The 14415-nt window shown below is 65.2% G+C and carries 16 protein-coding genes; 8 read left to right on the top strand and 8 right to left on the bottom strand.

Annotated elements, in window-relative coordinates; all coding sequences use genetic code 11:
* Positions 1-335: 335 nt before the first annotated feature.
* Complete coding sequence (locus ACFOY2_RS45075) at positions 336-1178, bottom strand: helix-turn-helix domain-containing protein (protein WP_379534297.1); 843 nt, start codon at positions 1176-1178, stop codon at positions 336-338.
* A gap of 781 nt (positions 1179-1959) precedes the next feature.
* Here ACFOY2_RS45075 and ACFOY2_RS45070 point away from each other — a divergent pair.
* Complete coding sequence (locus ACFOY2_RS45070) at positions 1960-2259, top strand: DUF6247 family protein (RefSeq protein WP_379534296.1); 300 nt, start codon at positions 1960-1962, stop codon at positions 2257-2259.
* Complete coding sequence (locus tag ACFOY2_RS45065) at positions 2256-2513, top strand: hypothetical protein (protein ID WP_379534295.1); 258 nt, start codon at positions 2256-2258, stop codon at positions 2511-2513. The genes ACFOY2_RS45070 and ACFOY2_RS45065 overlap by 4 nt, the downstream gene beginning before the upstream one ends.
* Positions 2514-2655: 142 nt before the next feature.
* On the opposite strand, the gene ACFOY2_RS45060 is transcribed toward ACFOY2_RS45065, so the two are convergent.
* A complete protein-coding gene (locus ACFOY2_RS45060; protein WP_379534294.1) occupies positions 2656-3231 on the bottom strand; it encodes a GNAT family N-acetyltransferase in 576 nt (191 codons plus the stop codon).
* 376 nt (positions 3232-3607) lie between these two features.
* Between ACFOY2_RS45060 and ACFOY2_RS45055 the strand changes: the two genes are divergently transcribed.
* The 4 genes from ACFOY2_RS45055 (at position 3608) to ACFOY2_RS45040 (ending at position 6599) form a co-directional block, all read left to right on the top strand.
* Entirely contained in the window at positions 3608-3919 is a 312-nt protein-coding gene (locus ACFOY2_RS45055) for a type II toxin-antitoxin system RelE/ParE family toxin (protein WP_379534301.1), read from the top strand.
* Positions 3916-4233: a helix-turn-helix domain-containing protein gene (locus ACFOY2_RS45050; protein WP_379534293.1), complete on the top strand. Its 318-nt coding sequence runs from the start codon at positions 3916-3918 to the stop codon at positions 4231-4233. The genes ACFOY2_RS45055 and ACFOY2_RS45050 overlap by 4 nt, the downstream gene beginning before the upstream one ends.
* A 464-nt stretch (positions 4234-4697) precedes the next feature.
* A complete protein-coding gene (locus ACFOY2_RS45045; RefSeq protein WP_379534292.1) occupies positions 4698-5213 on the top strand; it encodes a hypothetical protein in 516 nt (171 codons plus the stop codon).
* Positions 5214-5333: 120 nt separating this feature from the next.
* The gene (locus tag ACFOY2_RS45040; protein WP_379534291.1) at positions 5334-6599 is read left to right on the top strand and encodes a hypothetical protein; all 1266 of its coding nucleotides are present in this window, start codon (positions 5334-5336) and stop codon (positions 6597-6599) included.
* A gap of 730 nt (positions 6600-7329) precedes the next feature.
* On the opposite strand, the gene ACFOY2_RS45035 is transcribed toward ACFOY2_RS45040, so the two are convergent.
* Positions 7330-8379, bottom strand: a complete 1050-nt coding sequence (locus tag ACFOY2_RS45035) for an aldo/keto reductase (protein ID WP_379534290.1) — start codon at positions 8377-8379, stop codon at positions 7330-7332.
* A gap of 49 nt (positions 8380-8428) precedes the next feature.
* Between ACFOY2_RS45035 and ACFOY2_RS45030 the strand changes: the two genes are divergently transcribed.
* The gene (locus tag ACFOY2_RS45030) at positions 8429-8824 is read left to right on the top strand and encodes a MerR family transcriptional regulator (RefSeq protein ID WP_379534289.1); all 396 of its coding nucleotides are present in this window, start codon (positions 8429-8431) and stop codon (positions 8822-8824) included.
* A 115-nt stretch (positions 8825-8939) separates the two neighbouring features.
* The gene (locus ACFOY2_RS45025) at positions 8940-9098 is read left to right on the top strand and encodes a hypothetical protein (protein WP_379534288.1); all 159 of its coding nucleotides are present in this window, start codon (positions 8940-8942) and stop codon (positions 9096-9098) included.
* Positions 9099-9132: 34 nt separating this feature from the next.
* Here the strand turns inward: ACFOY2_RS45025 and ACFOY2_RS45020 are convergent, their stop codons facing one another.
* From ACFOY2_RS45020 to ACFOY2_RS45000, 5 genes are all read right to left on the bottom strand, one after another.
* The gene (locus ACFOY2_RS45020; protein WP_379534287.1) at positions 9133-10341 is read right to left on the bottom strand and encodes a hypothetical protein; all 1209 of its coding nucleotides are present in this window, start codon (positions 10339-10341) and stop codon (positions 9133-9135) included.
* Positions 10338-10922 carry a DUF6879 family protein gene (locus ACFOY2_RS45015; RefSeq protein WP_379534286.1) on the bottom strand — a complete coding sequence of 195 codons (585 nt, stop codon included), beginning with the start codon at positions 10920-10922 and terminating at the stop codon, positions 10338-10340. Before ACFOY2_RS45015 ends, ACFOY2_RS45020 begins: the two co-directional genes overlap by 4 nt.
* A 230-nt stretch (positions 10923-11152) precedes the next feature.
* Positions 11153-12214 carry a HesA/MoeB/ThiF family protein gene (locus ACFOY2_RS45010; protein WP_379534285.1) on the bottom strand — a complete coding sequence of 354 codons (1062 nt, stop codon included), beginning with the start codon at positions 12212-12214 and terminating at the stop codon, positions 11153-11155.
* Positions 12215-12458: 244 nt separating this feature from the next.
* Complete coding sequence (locus ACFOY2_RS45005) at positions 12459-13013, bottom strand: dihydrofolate reductase family protein (protein ID WP_379534284.1); 555 nt, start codon at positions 13011-13013, stop codon at positions 12459-12461.
* 358 nt (positions 13014-13371) lie between these two features.
* Complete coding sequence (locus ACFOY2_RS45000; RefSeq protein WP_379534283.1) at positions 13372-14379, bottom strand: phosphotransferase enzyme family protein; 1008 nt, start codon at positions 14377-14379, stop codon at positions 13372-13374.
* Between the last annotated feature and the right edge of the window lie 36 nt (positions 14380-14415).

Genomic DNA, 14415 nt, shown 5'->3' with positions numbered 1-14415 from the left:
TCACCTTTCAGATTCGGGTAAGCCATCAGGCCCAGGAACCTCCCTTCAGTTCCTCCCGGCTCAACCGGGGATACAACAGAGCGCCTCGTGGCGCACTCGCGTTGGTGGCCAGTTCGCTGACGATGAGCTCGGCCGTGTCGACCGCCGGCCAGTCACGGAGTAGCGCGGTGATGAAGCGCCGGGCTTCCGTGACTGAGGGAGCGGAGCCGAGGAAGTAGCGAGAGAAGCGCCAAGCCGACATCAGGGAACTCCGTCGTCTAGGGGGCTATACATCAGACGACGTCAGCGTATGAGTGATGCTAGAAGCAGCTCAAGCTATTCGACGCATAAATGCGTCACTTCTCAAGCCGCTCCATCAGCTTGCGATAGTCGTTGGCGATGGATTGCACCAATTCGCGCAGCTCGTCCCCCTGCACTGCCACACCAGCGAACGCCTCGAAGGTCGCGGCGTGAGCGGCCAGCTCATCGGGATCGGTCAGCGTGAGATCACCCGTCAAGCTCTCGACCACGCTCACGGTGTCGTCGTAGATCGTGAACCCGTGCAACGGAAAAGCCGGCACCTGCACGGCCCACGGCACGACGCCGAGGTTCACGTGGGAGAGCGTGGCCACCTGGCCCAACCGGTCGAGCTGCGCCAGCATCAACGACGGGGGACCGGGCCAGGTCCGTACAGCGCCTTCGGTCAGAAGGAACGAGAACTCGCGACCGCCGTCGAAGAGCACTGCCTGCGCCTCAACCCGCACAGCCGCCGCCTTCGCTACATCGTCAGCCTCGACATCGCGCCCGACCGCGAGTGCCAACCGTGCGTACTCGGCCGTCTGGAGAAGGGACGGAATCATGGCCGACTGGAAGCACACGACCCGATGACCTGACCGCAGCCGCGCAGCATTCGCCGCCTCTCGACCGGCGAGCCCACCCTTCAGCCGAGAGACCTCCTCGCGAAGCCGTACAAGAAGAGCGTCCAACTCGGCACGCCCAGCACCATCCAAGCCAAGCGCGGTGACTAACCGCTCCACCGTGTCAGGCGTGGGAAGGAGCTGCCCAGTCTCGATGCGAGAGATCGTAGGCTGCGCCACCTGGGCCAGCCGCGCGAGATCCTTACCGGTCAGACCGGCATCCCGGCGCAGCCTCCGCAGCAGCTCACCCAGCGCCTGCAACCGATCCCGCCGCTCATCCACACCGAGGGTTCTACCATCCGTCCAGGCCAATGCGCTGCTGTATCAACGCATGAGAAGTATCCCCTGAGATTCAGGGGCAGCTCGCTGTCGGCGGCCTGCCGCGCGTCGGGCGGTCGCTGGCCGCGCTGCGGCTCTCCGGCCGGTCGAGGCCAGCACCGCTCACGCACCAAAAGAGAGCGCAGCCCTCTCTGACAGACTGGTGTGACACGCGGGACGAGCAAGTCTTAAGTTGCATGAGTAGGGCGAGAACGGGATCTTCTTCACAGTGACGTTGAGCATGACCGATCTGACTGTCCGGCGGGGCGGGGCATGATGATCTGGTGGCTACCTCCTCCAGCACGTCCGGCTCGGGTCGTCCGAAGCGGCGGACGTTCACCGCTGTCGCTTGCCAGGGTGATGAAGCTGGCCGGCGACACTGCGTGCCAGGTCGTCGAGCTTCTTGGGCCCTCGCGCTGACGTTCGTCGGTGGAGTGCTGGTAGATGATCGCGGCGCGCGTGCTGGCGTGCCCCTTTCTCGTCATGAGGTCCCGGATGGACGCACCGGCGTTGGGCCGCCAAGGTGTTGCCCGTCTGTCGGAGGTCTCGAGGACCTCAGAGCTGGGCAGGTGCACCGCCTTGAGCGGAAACCTGGCGAGTCAGCCCTCGATGACGGAGGCTCGGTGCGTTGGTCCACCGGTCCGCTGGCCAATGGAGATCTGGTCTTCTCCTACCGTGAGCGGGGGGACTGAGCGAGTGAGAGCATGATGGCGCGCTTTCATGCTCGGGAGATAGGTTGGTCAGTATGACCGCTCAGCCTGTGGAGCCCGTTGCGCCCCGTGATCCCGGTGAGGATCCGGCCGCGATCTTCGAGACGCTTCCGCCGTTGCACCGTGCCCAGTTCCGGGCGGAGTACGACGAGGCTTTGGAGGCCGCGCACGACTTGGCACGCTTCAAGCAGGTGCAGACGCTGTTGCGTCAGTGGCGCCTGCGTGCGATCGCTTACGCCCGCCCGGGCTACGAGGAAGCCGTCCAGGATGCTCTCCAGAATCGTACGGAGATGTTCACTCGCTACACCCCGCCGGAGTGGGAGGGCCGGGTGTGAGCTACAAGTTCGATGGTTTCCACGGACGCGCCCTCTACGAGCTGAACGGTCTTCCCGAGCACGTCCGCGACGGAGCACTGCTGGAGCGTCTTCTTGAACTCCTCCGCGATCCGTGGGACGCGGTCGCGGAGCGTCCCGGCCAGTCCGCGGTGAGACACGCCTTCTTCGGAGATAACGGCCAAGGGATGATGACGTTCATTCTCGATGAGGAGACCCGGGCCTTGCGCATTATCGACCTCCTTTGGGCCGGCTGACCTCTGCTTCGCAGGTGGACGAGCACGGCTCGACACGCAGGGCCTCGACCACGCCGCCGCACAGATGCAGCCCTACTATCGCCACTGCATGGCCGGTCGCCATACGTGGTCGGGGGCGATCGACGGTCCGTGGCCTCGTTCCTCAGCCCCGGCCCACTGGGATTCGTGGCTGATCTGTTCGGCCCGGCAGGTTCGCCGCGTAGATCCAATCGAGGCCGTCCTCTCCACTTTCGTCGAGGTGTTCGGCCCGGGACAGGCCAGCATGGACCGCCACGCGTTGGGAGGCGACGTTGGCTGGCCTGACGCGGGCGATTAGCGGGAGGTCGGGGACGGATTTGGCTGCCCAGGTGGTGACCGCGGTCGCGGCCTCACTGGCGTAGCCACGGCCCCACGCTGAGACGGCGAAGCGGTAGAAGAGATTGAGGACCTTCATACCGTGCAGTTCCATAGGCTTAATTCCGCAGAAGCCCAGTTGCTGGGCACCATCGTGGCGTCGGACGACCCAATACCCGTATCCACAGCTCTGCCATTGGTTGTTCCAGCGTTGATAGAGCTGTTCTGCCTCATCGAGCTGGGCAAGCGAGTCGGATGGATTGTGCAGGCTGGTTTGGGGGTCCTTGTGAATCGCGAAGATCGCATCAATATCGGCTCCGGTCGGGGGCCGAAGCACCAGCCGGGCGGTCCTCAGCTCTACGCTTGTCGGGCTCAAGTCGTTCATGAGCAGATCGTAGAGCTCAGCTCAGAGCGTTCAGCCACAGGACCCAGCCTCTCACGGGCTGTTCGGGGGGGACCGTGCAATATACGTGTAATGATCTTGCTGGTTGTGGCGGCATGGCAAGATGGCACCGCAGGTCAGAAGCATGAAGTCGATAGGAACTGTCACGCGCTGTAAAATCGTCGGCTCTGTTGCCTGCCGGGATCCCACCCCGAGGGGTTGCGTGCCATCTTTCGCTGACGCTTCTCGGCGGGCCTGCGCTCCGAGGTCGTCCATGTCGGCTGGTTCTGCCCTCTACGGATGTATACCATTCGCTATACTTCATCGTGTGGCCGCCGAAGAGTGGGATGTCTACATCGTTGATGAGGTGCGTGAATAGATCGAGCAACTCGACGACGCGACGCACATGCGCGTTGTGCAAGCGATCGACGCACTGGCCGATGGAGGGCCAGGTCTGGGGCGGCCACTGGTAGACACGATCATCGCGTCGCGGCTCCAGAACCTGAAGGAGCTTCGACCGGGTACCGTGCGCATCTTGTTCGCTTTTGATCCGTGGCGATCCAGCATTCTGCTGGTCGCGGGTGACAAGGCAGGGCGGTGGAACGCCTGGTATGGGCAGGCCATCCCGCTTGCTGAGCAGCGCTATGAGACTTATCTGAAGGAACGTCAGGCGGAGGAGGGTAGATCATGACGGGATATGTGCGTTGGAAGGACATTCGTGCCGAGTACATCGAACGTGCCGGTGGTGAGGAAGCCGTGGAAGCCGGCAAGCAGGAACTCCTCGCTAAGGTGCAGGGGCACCGGCTCGCCGAGATCCGTCGCGGTCGCGGGTTGACCCAAAAGGACATCGCGCAGCGTATGGGGGTCACCAAAGGGCGCGTCTCGCAGATTGAGCAGGGAAAGATCTCTGGGCAGGATGTTCTCGCGCGCTACGCCATTGCCCTCGGCGGTCGGCTCCATCAGTCGATCTACTTCGATGACGGTGACATCGCTGCCATTGCCTGAGATTCGAGCGGAGACACTTTCGCCTGGGCCGCTGTTGATGCAGTTCGGTGGAGTTCAGGCTGATCAACCGTGCAACTCCTCGGCCGGTCCGAAGTCCAGGTACAGGTCGTCGACTCGTGCCATTAGCGTGCCATTAAGGGCATCAACCGCGGGGGCTAATCCAGGACGAGCAGGACGCGCGCCGGGCCGCTCAATGGCTCACCGACTCAGGTCTTGGTGACCCCAAGGTATTCCTCTGGGTTGCCGCACTGCTCACGGACGTCGCACAAGCGGCCCTCCAGACCGAGGAATAGTGCACGCTCGGAATAACTTCCTTCCACCAGTAGACCGAGGGCTTACTCGATGCCCGCCACCGGCTGCCCTCAAGCGAGTCGTGCCTACTCGTAATGTCAGTCGCATGCCCTAGCGTGTCTGCCTGCCACAAGGCGGCCATGTCGCCGTGGACCCCGGACAGGAGTGCTGACGTGGGTGTCTTCTATGAGTACTACCGTGCTGCGGACCGTGCTGCGGCGACCGTCCAACCTGAGCATTCCCGCGAGATCGCCGATGCCTCGCGTGGAGTTCCGGAGTTCGATGTGGTGGTGACCAAATGGATCGACCCCATAGTGGTCCTGGGTCAGCTCGTCGCGTTCGCCGGCCAAGTCGACTATTCCCTGGAGTTGGTCGAGACAGTGGAGCTGTATCCACCTCCGGAGGGTGCGCCACGAAGCGACGAGGAGTGGGATGCCCTACCCGAAGACTCCCCGTACCTGGAAGGGCCCGGCATTATGGAACTGTCGGCGGAGGCTCGTGACATGCTCGCCAGTGTGGACGACGCCCGCCTGCCGATGCTGGCGGAGCAGTGGGCAGCCATCAAGGAGTTCTCCCACTTCACCGCTGATGAGGACGGGTACATGGTGTCGCTCACCAAGGACCTTGTCGGTCTGGCGAGTCGAGCGAGAGAACATGATCATCTGCTCTACTGCTGGATGTCCTTGTGACGAGCCTGCCAGCCGTGCGCGTTGCGTGCCCGATGGGGTGGGAAAACAGCAGGGAGTCGCGGGGAACGCGATTGAGCAGGCTGGAGAGGGCTTGTGGGAAGCCGTTCGTAGACTGAGCGGATGCTCCATGCCGATCACACCAGGTTGTGTCGGATCGCCGACAAACTCGTTGCGGTGCGTGCCCTGCCCGTTCTGCCGGATGCTTTCGGTGTGGAGGCGCATGGGTACGAGCTCGGGCCGCCGCTCCCCGAGGCTGTGGTGACCGAGTTCGAGGAGCGGCACGAGGTGACGCTCCCTGCGGAGTACCGGTTGTTCGTCACCGAGTTGGGCGACGGCGGTGCCGGTCCAGGTTACGGATTGAGCCGTCTCGACATTTCATGCTGTGCGCGTCACCGGTCGGGGCACCTGGCTCAGTCCAGTCCGTACCTGCCCGGTCCGCGTTACGTCGACGATTGGGAAGAGCGGTACGAGGATCCGCCGGGTCCGGATCGCGCTTTCCTTCGAGGCACGCTGGAGATCGCTGGTCACGGGTGTTCCCTCGTCACCCAGCTGACCGTGGCGGGGTCGGCGCGCGGACGGGTGTTCAACCTCGACCATGAAGGACCACTCGGCCCTTACGTAGTCGAGGATGCCGACTTCTTGGCCTGGTATGAGCGGTGGCTGGACGAGGCGGTCGCCGGTTACGACGTTGGCTGGTTCGGCGAGCGACTTCCGCTGGAGGAAGCCGAGCTGGTCGCCGTGCTCACTGATGACCCGTCATCAGAGCGTCGGGCTCGTGCTGGGAAATCGCTGCTGCAGTCGCCGGTCGTCAGCGAAAGTGGTTGGACGGCCTTGACCGACGCCGTGATCACAGACGCGCATCCCACTGTGCGTGCTGTGCTGTGGGATTTGCTGCGCTGGCAACGACACCGGCACGGGCGTCCGCTGGCCGATGCTGAGGTGATCGCGGACGCTATCGCGCGGCACGCCAGGTCGTACGCTCCACCGGACCTGGGGGCGCTCGGCATTCTGCGCAGGCTCACCTTCGCCGATTTGCTGCCGGAATTGATGTGCCATGACCTCGAACGGCGTCGACGGGCAGCGTACCGGCTGGCCTGGAAGCCCGGGGAGTTCAGAGGTGAAGATCTGCAGCAGGACGTCCTCGTCGATGTGGCTGGTGGGCTCCTGAATGATGACGACCCGGTTCTCCGCTCACACGGGGTCATCGTTGTCCGCCAGTTCAGCCTGACCCGCCTTCATTCAGTGCTGCGCCGACTACAGAAGACGGAGACCGGCCCATGGGTCCGGCATCACATCGACTGGTGCTTCGATGAGTCACCGACCTGCGTGTGGGGCGATCCCCCGACCCTGATGATTCAGGGCTTTAGCGAGGACCCACCGTTCTAAGCCGCACGCCCGGACACCGTACGTGCAGGCCAGGAGCCATGGAACTTGATCGAATCGCCTTCCTCTCATCTGCGGGTTCCGTTTTCGAGCCCTGGTCCGCGGCCTGCTGACCACCGGCGAGACCGTGATCCCCGTGCCGCCCAACCGCACCGCAGGAGAGTGTCGCAGCGGTTAGGTGGACGGCATGTGCACGTCGCACGGGAAACACCAGTTCACGGGCTGGTCGCTGGGCTATTAGTGGACGCAAGCGGCCCCGCTACGATCCGCGGTTGCGTTGGCGCACCAGGACGATCAGCCCTATCTGGAGGACAAGCAGCGCCAGAGCGATCACTCCCGATGCCGCGGTCATCTCTTCCTCTGAAAGCCCACCAACACATTCCGTTATGTTGCCGCCCTCATACAAAAAGGCGCAGTCACGTCCAAGATCATGGCGACGATGAACCAGTTGACAAGCAGAAGGGGGACTGAGCCCGTGACAAGAGGCAGTGCGATGTGGTTCACCCTCCCAACCGCCACAACACCGTCGAGCTACTCGACGAAGCCGCCGAGGCGGGCACACGACTCGACCACGACGGCAACCACATGTGGCCGCGATCGGCCCTGTAGTACGGCGTGGGCCCCCGCACGATTGAGCAGGCTCTGGCCTCGGCCGTGGCCCACACCGCGTAAGCCGCCGGTCCCGGCTGGATCATGTCACGTGAAGTTCCCCGGGACCGGAAGCTTTTCTGGGTCAGCTCGCGGCGCGGTCGCCGAGCGGGCGGCGGCGCAATGCGGGGTCGGTCAGGGGCGCGGGGCTCCAGAGACCGACAGGGTGGTAGACGTTGGTGCCGGGCGGCACGAGTTCGTCGATCCGGTTGAGCACGGTGTCGTCGAGTACCAGCGAGGCGCCCTTCAGCAAGCCCTCCAACTGCTCCATCGTGCGCGGGCCGAGGATGACCGAGGTGACCGCCGGGTGTGAGGCGACGAAGGCGACGGCCAGCGCCGGCAGGGAGCAGCCGAGCTCGTCCGCCAGTTTCACCAGCTCCTCGACGATCTCCAACTTGGCTGCGTTGACCGGGATAGACGGGTCGAACCGTTCCGGCGCGTGCGCGGCGCGGCCCTGCGACATGTCGACCTGCTGCCCCTTGCGGTAACGGCCGGTCAGGAACCCCCAGCCCAGCGGGCTGTAGGTGAGCACGCCCATGCCGAGCCGCTGCGCCGTGGGAAGGACGTCGCCCTCGATGCCGCGGGCCAGGATGTTGTACGGCGGCTGCTCGGTGCGGAACCGGTACAAGCCGCGCTGCCGGGCCACATGGTAGGCCTCAACCGTCTCGTGCGCCGGGAAGGCCGAGCTGCCGAAGGCCCGGATCTTGCCCTGCCGTACCAGATCGGTCAGTGCGGAGAGGGTCTCCTCGATGTCGGTCCGGTGGTCGGGGCGGTGGATCTGGTAGAGGTCGATCCAGTCGGTGCGCAGCCGCTTGAGACTCGCCTCGACCTCGCGCATGATCCAGCGCCGCGAGTTGCCGCTTCGGTTGGGCCCTTCCCCCATCTGGAAGTGCACCTTCGTCGACAGCACCACCTCGTCTCGCCGGCCCTGCAGCGCCTTGCCCACGATCTCCTCGGACTCGCCCGCCGAGTACATGTCGGCGGTGTCGACGAAGTTGATCCCGTGGTCGAGAGCGGTGTGGATGATGCGGATGCTGTCATCGTGGTCGGGGTTGCCGACCGAGCCGAACATCATGGTGCCGAGGCAGTGGGTGCTGACCTCGATACCAGTGCCGCCGAGGATGCGATATCTCATACTTCGGAACCGTAGAATCTAGAGCCGACTCTAGGTCAAACTGGGCCACATGTCGGGTTTGAGCATCGGCCAGGTCGCCGAACGCACCGGGCTCAGCGTGCACACACTCCGGTTCTACGAGCGGGAGGGGCTGCTGGCCCAGCCGGTACGGCGGGGCACCGCAGGGCACCGGGTCTACAACGAGGGTGACGTCGACTGGCTGGGCGTGTGCATCCGGCTGCGAGCCTCCGGCATGCCCCTGACCGACATTCGGCGCTACACCGAGCTTGTTAGGACGGGCGAAGGCAACGAGGTGGAACGGCTGGAGGTGTTGCGCGAACATCGGGAACGTGTGCTCACCCAGATGCATGAACTCGACGAGTGCCTCAAGCTGATCACTCACAAGGTGGCAATCTACGAAGGCCGTCTGGGTTTACGGGACAACGTCCCAGATTGTGCGCCCTGAGCCTATTGGGGGTAAGCAGATCCGCTTAGGCCCGACGGGTGCTGCTACTTCTCATCGACGAAATCAGGTCAGGCGGACACTCGGTATGTGTCGAAGGCTCGGTTGAGGGTCGGGCATGAAGATCCTCGTAGGAGGCGCCGACGATATCGGTCGTGCCGGCGGCAAGCTGGCCGAGCTGCGCGTCGCTGCGCGGGACCTCTCGGAATGCCTGGCCAAGGTCGAGAAGCAGTTGGCTACGTCCACGACACGCCGTTCCGGACGTAGCAGCCGGTGACCGACCAGCAAAGACGCGGGCAGGTGCGGATAATTCATCGCATTTCATAACGATCATTAATCTCAGATCGGGCTCGCAACGCGGATCCCACTGCCGCTACCGCTTGTCTGACCCGCCGTCCGTGTCTGCGCCACCACGCGCGGGCCCACAGCAGATCCGGAATGATGACGAGCGCGAGCACCACGAGTGCCTCGGCCATCGCCCACGGTTCTTCCGCTCCTAGCAGGTCCTGGACCGAGTGCGCGATCAAAGTGACCACCAGCGGCAGCGTCACCAGCACCGCGAATGCCAGGCAGGCGAGGGTGCCAACGCTCTGGAGCATCGCATAGAGGCGTACGCTGACTCGCTCGCGTGGCGGTAGCACGGCCAGCGTGTTTCGCCTGCCCCGCAGGAGGCCACGCACATAGGCAGCGCCGTTTCCGTACAGGTTCCGGCAGCCGGAGACGTCCTGCAGGAGAAAGTACAGGTCGGTACGCATGAACACCAGGAGCTGATTGGCCAGGCGTAGCGCCTGGATGAGCGTGATCCAGGAGGTGAGCGGGTTCGGCCCCACGATGAACGCCCAGGTCAGGGCCATGCCGCAGATCGCCAGGTCGACGGCTATACCGGACAGGTAGACGGTGACGCGGGTCCGTGTCGGCGCCAGCCATATGCCCGAGACATCGGTCTGGGCCACCAGGAACTGCAGGCGCGTACCAAGGCTCATCCGCGCGGGCACCCCGGCGGCCCGGGCGGTGACCAAATGAGTCAGTTCGTGGAGTCCGGTCGTCAGCCACGCGAGCGCTGCCCAGGTCAGCAGTACGACGGTGCCGTGGTCACTCCAGAAGATCGTTTCCCAGCTCGGGAAGATCGCGGGACGTAAGGCCAGGCAGGCGATTCCTGCCCCGATCGGGACCGACAGTGCCAGGTGCAGCGCGGGATGCAGCGCCCAGCGCAAGTGCCGCGGCTGGAGCCAGGGGAAGGTCGGCCGCAGTTGCGGCGGGCTTGGTACGGGGTGGCCCTCGACCTCGGCCACCAGACCCGCTTCCGACAGGTCGGCGACGAAGTCGTCCAGGTCGAGGTCGGTGCCGGTCTCCTCCAGTAGGCGGACACGGACCTGCTCGATGCCCATCCCCTGCTGCAGCAGGCGAATGGCCAGGAGTCCTTCCTCGGGGACGGCCACGAAGTCACCCGAATCCACCCGCCCGACGATCCACTCGTCGCCATCGCGGCGGACACCGAGGCGGTGGAAGGCGACCGTCAAGCCACCCTCATCCTGGCGCAGTAGGTGCGCAGGTCCTCGCCCTTCTCGAAGATGCCTGCCAGGACCGGTATACAGGGCTCGACGACCTCAGGGTCGGTGATCTTGCGTGCGCCGGTGTGCTTCCCAGTCTCGTCGTAGAGCACTTCGTAGAGCAGGGCCGGGTTGAACAGCACCAGCTCGGGCACGGGGCCCTCGGCCTCGTGCGGGTGCACCGCCGAGACGGGTACCACCCTGCTGTTCTCGCCCTCATCGGCGCGCATGGAGAGCAACGCGAGCTCCCAGCGGACGTACTGAGAGAACGGCTCCTCAACTACTCTGATCCGCCGGAAGTCCATCAGGTCGGGATTGTCGGCACGAAATCCGGGACGCATCTGATCCGCCAATTCCATTGCGCGGTTCCAGTCGCCATCGAGCATCGCCAGGTAGCTGGACAGATCCCCCTCGTCGAAATTCTGGGCACGTTCAAGTTTCCACAGGACCCCGCTGGCGCGTTCGAACTCCCTGGCAAAGTCGGCCCCGTACTCGGCCGCGTTCATCGCCTTGGCGGGCACGTTCCGCAAGCGGCTCAGAACGTTATTCATCACGCCTCCTGGGGTGCGGGCAGGTTGCCCTGCCCGCACGTAGATCAGTTTGAGGCGCCTGCGCTGGGAGTCGACGCGGTGGGCTCGATCTTTTCCAGCCTGCGAACGACGATCTTCTTACGCGGCTTCCGCTCCTGCTGTGGTTCCTGGGAGGGTGTGTTACCCATGACACTCCTTACCAATCGGGTTGGGAACGGTAACTGCGACAGTATGATCTCTTCGGTCAAGCATCAAGAGCAGATTTCGCACTGGGGCCTCGATGGATAACGGGCGTACACGTGCCCGTCCGGGTCCAGCATCGTCACCCCGTGAAAGTAGCCCGGCGGTGTGGCCATGGTCCCGGTCACAAGCGCCAGGACATCGTGCGCGACCAGATGCCCGGACAACCCCGCGGACGCGCCGGTCACACCGGGCCAGGCGTAGTCGGCGCCGGGCTGCGGCGGGATTCCGGCGCGTACGCATGCATAACACGGTCCGCCGGGGCCGAAAACCCCCACGCTGACGAGAGGACCGTTGTACCCGCCGCTCACCCACGAGATCCCCGCCTTCGCGCACGCGCGATTGGCCCAGGTCTGGATGCCGGACGGCTCGCGCGGCCGATCGGCGCACAGCGCCAAGACGTCGAAACCGTCGACCAGGCTTGCCAGTTGCTCGGAACTGGCGACCGTCGACCTCTCCACGGTGATCTCGACACCGGAATTGACCTGGCGCAGCCGCTCCAGCGCCACTTCGGTCTTGGGCCGGCCGATGTCCGCTTCGGTGTAGAGCATCTGCCGGTTGAGGTTCGACAACTCGACGACGTCGGGATCCACCAGGTGCAGCCGGCCCACTCCTGCGGCGGCCAGCGACCAGGCCGCGTGGCTGCCAGTCCCGCCCAGGCCGAGCACCAGCACTCGAGCAGCCTTGATCCGCACCTGCGGTTCCCAACCGTGGTCACGCGGGGTGAGATCCACCCAGCGGAAGTAGTCCCTGCTGCGGCTATGGCGTTCCTTTTCCTGCTCGGTCAGCTCTTGGCATGGGCCGGGGGCGGCCTCTTCCACGTGGCCGGAGGACAGGAGGGTCGCGACGATGTCTTCGGCGTCCTCGGCGGTCAGGGCGGGGAAGCTGGAGCGAAGTCCGGAGGCGATCTCCGTGGGGGAACGAGTGCCGTTCATGAGCATCAAGGCGGCCCACGCCCAGCCGTCGACATCCGTGATCTCCGACGCTATTCCGTGCAAGGCACCGCCGAGGCGGATGGTGCCGTCGCTGAGCTGGTACGGAGCGTGCTCGGGTTTGACACGGGGAAGGCGCATTCACCGATAGTCAAAGCGGCGCGCTGCAGCGTCAAGATCTAGGGATCCGAGCTTGAAGGCCGCCGCCCCAGAGGAGACCTTGCGAAGACCGCCAACGCCGCCGCCTTCCTGGTCAGCGAGCTCGTCGTTCGCGCGAACCTGTGCAAGGTGGTGACGGGTTCAGTGACGCGGACGCCACTTCGTCTGGGATCGTGCACGGGCGGCCCCTCGTGGGTACGCCCGCGCGGATCCGCTCCTGGGCCGGTCAGGACCGTGTGTAGCGCCGGAACATGATTCCCGAGGCGAAGGAACGGTGCTCGACCAGGCGCAGCTGCAGTCCCTTTTCCACAGGCAGGTACGGCTTGCCGCCCCCGACGATCACGGGGAACGCGTACACCCAGAACTCGTCGATCAGGTCCAGCAGGGAGACGGCCAGTTCGGGGCCGCCGAGTTGGAGGGTGCCGTCGATCTCCTGCTTGAGGCGCGTCGCCGCGGACACGGCGTCCTTGCGACGGACGATCGTGACTCCTTCGGGGACGGTCTGGAGGGTGTCGGAGAAGACGTACCGCGGCGTCTCCTTGTAGAACTGGGCGAACTCCCGCTCGAAAGCCGGGGCGCCTTCCTTGCCGAGGTCCTGCGTCCAGGGCCTTTCCATCGCCTCATACAGCCGCCTCCCGAACAGGAACGCCGCGGTCCGGCGAACGTGGTCGCTCGCCGCCTGGTGGAAATCCTCGCCCGGGTCATGGAAGTCCAGGCCGCCATTGGGATCCTCGATGTAGCCGTCGATCGAGGTGTTCATCCAGTAGATGATCTTGCCCATGAAACTCCTCCTTGGTTGTTGAGGTCGTCCAGAGTGGAGACCCGATGGAGCGCCGGAACTCATCGCAGAAAGGGTGGCCAAACGGCCCGAAAGCGGAGATCACATCATGATCCCATTTCGTTCTGGTCGAGTAGGCGGCCCTCATGGACACGTGCCACCCCCGCAGGCACCAGCCCGCGCACCCGCTGGACGGGGCGATGGTCTCGCCATGCAGGGGTTCGGGGCGGCAGTCCCCGAGCCCCCAGACGGGCTGAAACGATGCCGGTGATCGCTGTTCCAGGTGCGGGTTCAGCCGAGATGACTGGAACGCGGATCTTGATTTCTCTGACCCGCGAAAGGCTCGCGCCGTACTTCCGAGTCACGCGTGCCCTCCGGCGGCCGCGAGTGACCGGAGCTTTCCGCCATTGGCGTCGAGCCAGCGGGTCGTGTCCTCCAGCTTGCGGATCCGGTCGGCAACCTCGCCGAGCTGTGCCTTCCCATTCATCCATCGGCCGGCCCGCGACAGGGCGCTGCCGACCGCCCGGGCGAGAAGCAGCCGGGGCAGCGCGTCGGCCTCGGCGGCATCCAGCGGACGGACCGAGGCGTACCCCTGGAGGAAGGCCGCCGTGCGGGGCTGCCAGTCGCGCGTCTCCAGGGTCCCGCTGTTGAACAGCGCCGCCGTAATGTCCTGGACCAGGAAACCGACCCCGGCGAACTCGAAGTCGAGCAGCCCGCTCACCTCCCCGGTGTCCTCGTCGACCAGCACGTTCGAGGCCGCCAGGTCACCGTGGATGACTTGGGTCGGCAGCCCGCCGCCGCCCGCAGACCACTCCTGCCCGACACGGCGCGCCACGGCGTCGAGGCGGGCGGTCCGCTCCGCGCTGATCCCGGCGGCGCGCAGTTGACGGCAAAGGGCGCCGACGTGCGGCACGGCGGGATGCGCCAGAGGGTCACCGCGCCAGTCCCCCAGCCCGTCTTCTGCCGGCACGCCCAGCATCGCCTCGCCGAGCAGCCCGACCGCCCGGCCGAAGCGCTCGAGTGCCGTCTGGCTCGTGAGGTCGGGCCGCACTCCGGGGATCCACCGGCAGACGGTGGCGGGCCCGGCCGAGGTCTCGATCACCGTGTCCCCGCTGCGCGCGGCGACTGGCTCAGGCACCTGGAAGGGAAGTCCAGCCGGCCGTAGCCACCGCAGGGTCCGGTGCACGGCGCCGACCTGCTCGGCGGACAGGGTCTGGCTGACCTGGAGCACAAATCGGAGGTCGCCCTGGCGAAGCAGGAACGTCTGGTTGTTGGTCCCTTGCTCGGCTCGGATGATCGTCGTGCCCAGGGGAAACTCCCACGCTGCCAGCAGTCGGGTCAGGAACTCCAGGTTGGTCGGCGCGGTCACGCGTCAATTTTGGCGGCCTGCCCAGGCTGGCGTGCA

The sequence above is a fragment of the Nonomuraea purpurea genome, from assembly GCF_042650645.1.
Taxonomy (GTDB): domain Bacteria; phylum Actinomycetota; class Actinomycetes; order Streptosporangiales; family Streptosporangiaceae; genus Nonomuraea; species Nonomuraea purpurea.
This window is presented reverse-complemented; position numbering and strand designations above follow the sequence as displayed.

Bases quoted from the DNA above. Each gene is read 5' to 3' on its own strand.
- ACFOY2_RS45070 (WP_379534296.1), top strand. From the start codon at position 1,960: ATGACCGCTCAGCCTGTGGAGCCCGTTGCGCCCCGTGATCCCGGTGAG.
- ACFOY2_RS45060 (WP_379534294.1), bottom strand. From the start codon at position 3,231: ATGAACGACTTGAGCCCGACAAGCGTAGAGCTGAGGACCGCCCGGCTG.
- ACFOY2_RS45050 (WP_379534293.1), top strand. From the start codon at position 3,916: ATGACGGGATATGTGCGTTGGAAGGACATTCGTGCCGAGTACATCGAA.
- ACFOY2_RS45040 (WP_379534291.1), top strand. From the start codon at position 5,334: ATGCTCCATGCCGATCACACCAGGTTGTGTCGGATCGCCGACAAACTC.
- ACFOY2_RS45035 (WP_379534290.1), bottom strand. From the start codon at position 8,379: ATGAGATATCGCATCCTCGGCGGCACTGGTATCGAGGTCAGCACCCAC.
- ACFOY2_RS45030 (WP_379534289.1), top strand. From the start codon at position 8,429: ATGTCGGGTTTGAGCATCGGCCAGGTCGCCGAACGCACCGGGCTCAGC.
- ACFOY2_RS45025 (WP_379534288.1), top strand. From the start codon at position 8,940: ATGAAGATCCTCGTAGGAGGCGCCGACGATATCGGTCGTGCCGGCGGC.
- ACFOY2_RS45015 (WP_379534286.1), bottom strand. From the start codon at position 10,922: ATGAATAACGTTCTGAGCCGCTTGCGGAACGTGCCCGCCAAGGCGATG.
- ACFOY2_RS45010 (WP_379534285.1), bottom strand. From the start codon at position 12,214: ATGCGCCTTCCCCGTGTCAAACCCGAGCACGCTCCGTACCAGCTCAGC.
- ACFOY2_RS45005 (WP_379534284.1), bottom strand. From the start codon at position 13,013: ATGGGCAAGATCATCTACTGGATGAACACCTCGATCGACGGCTACATC.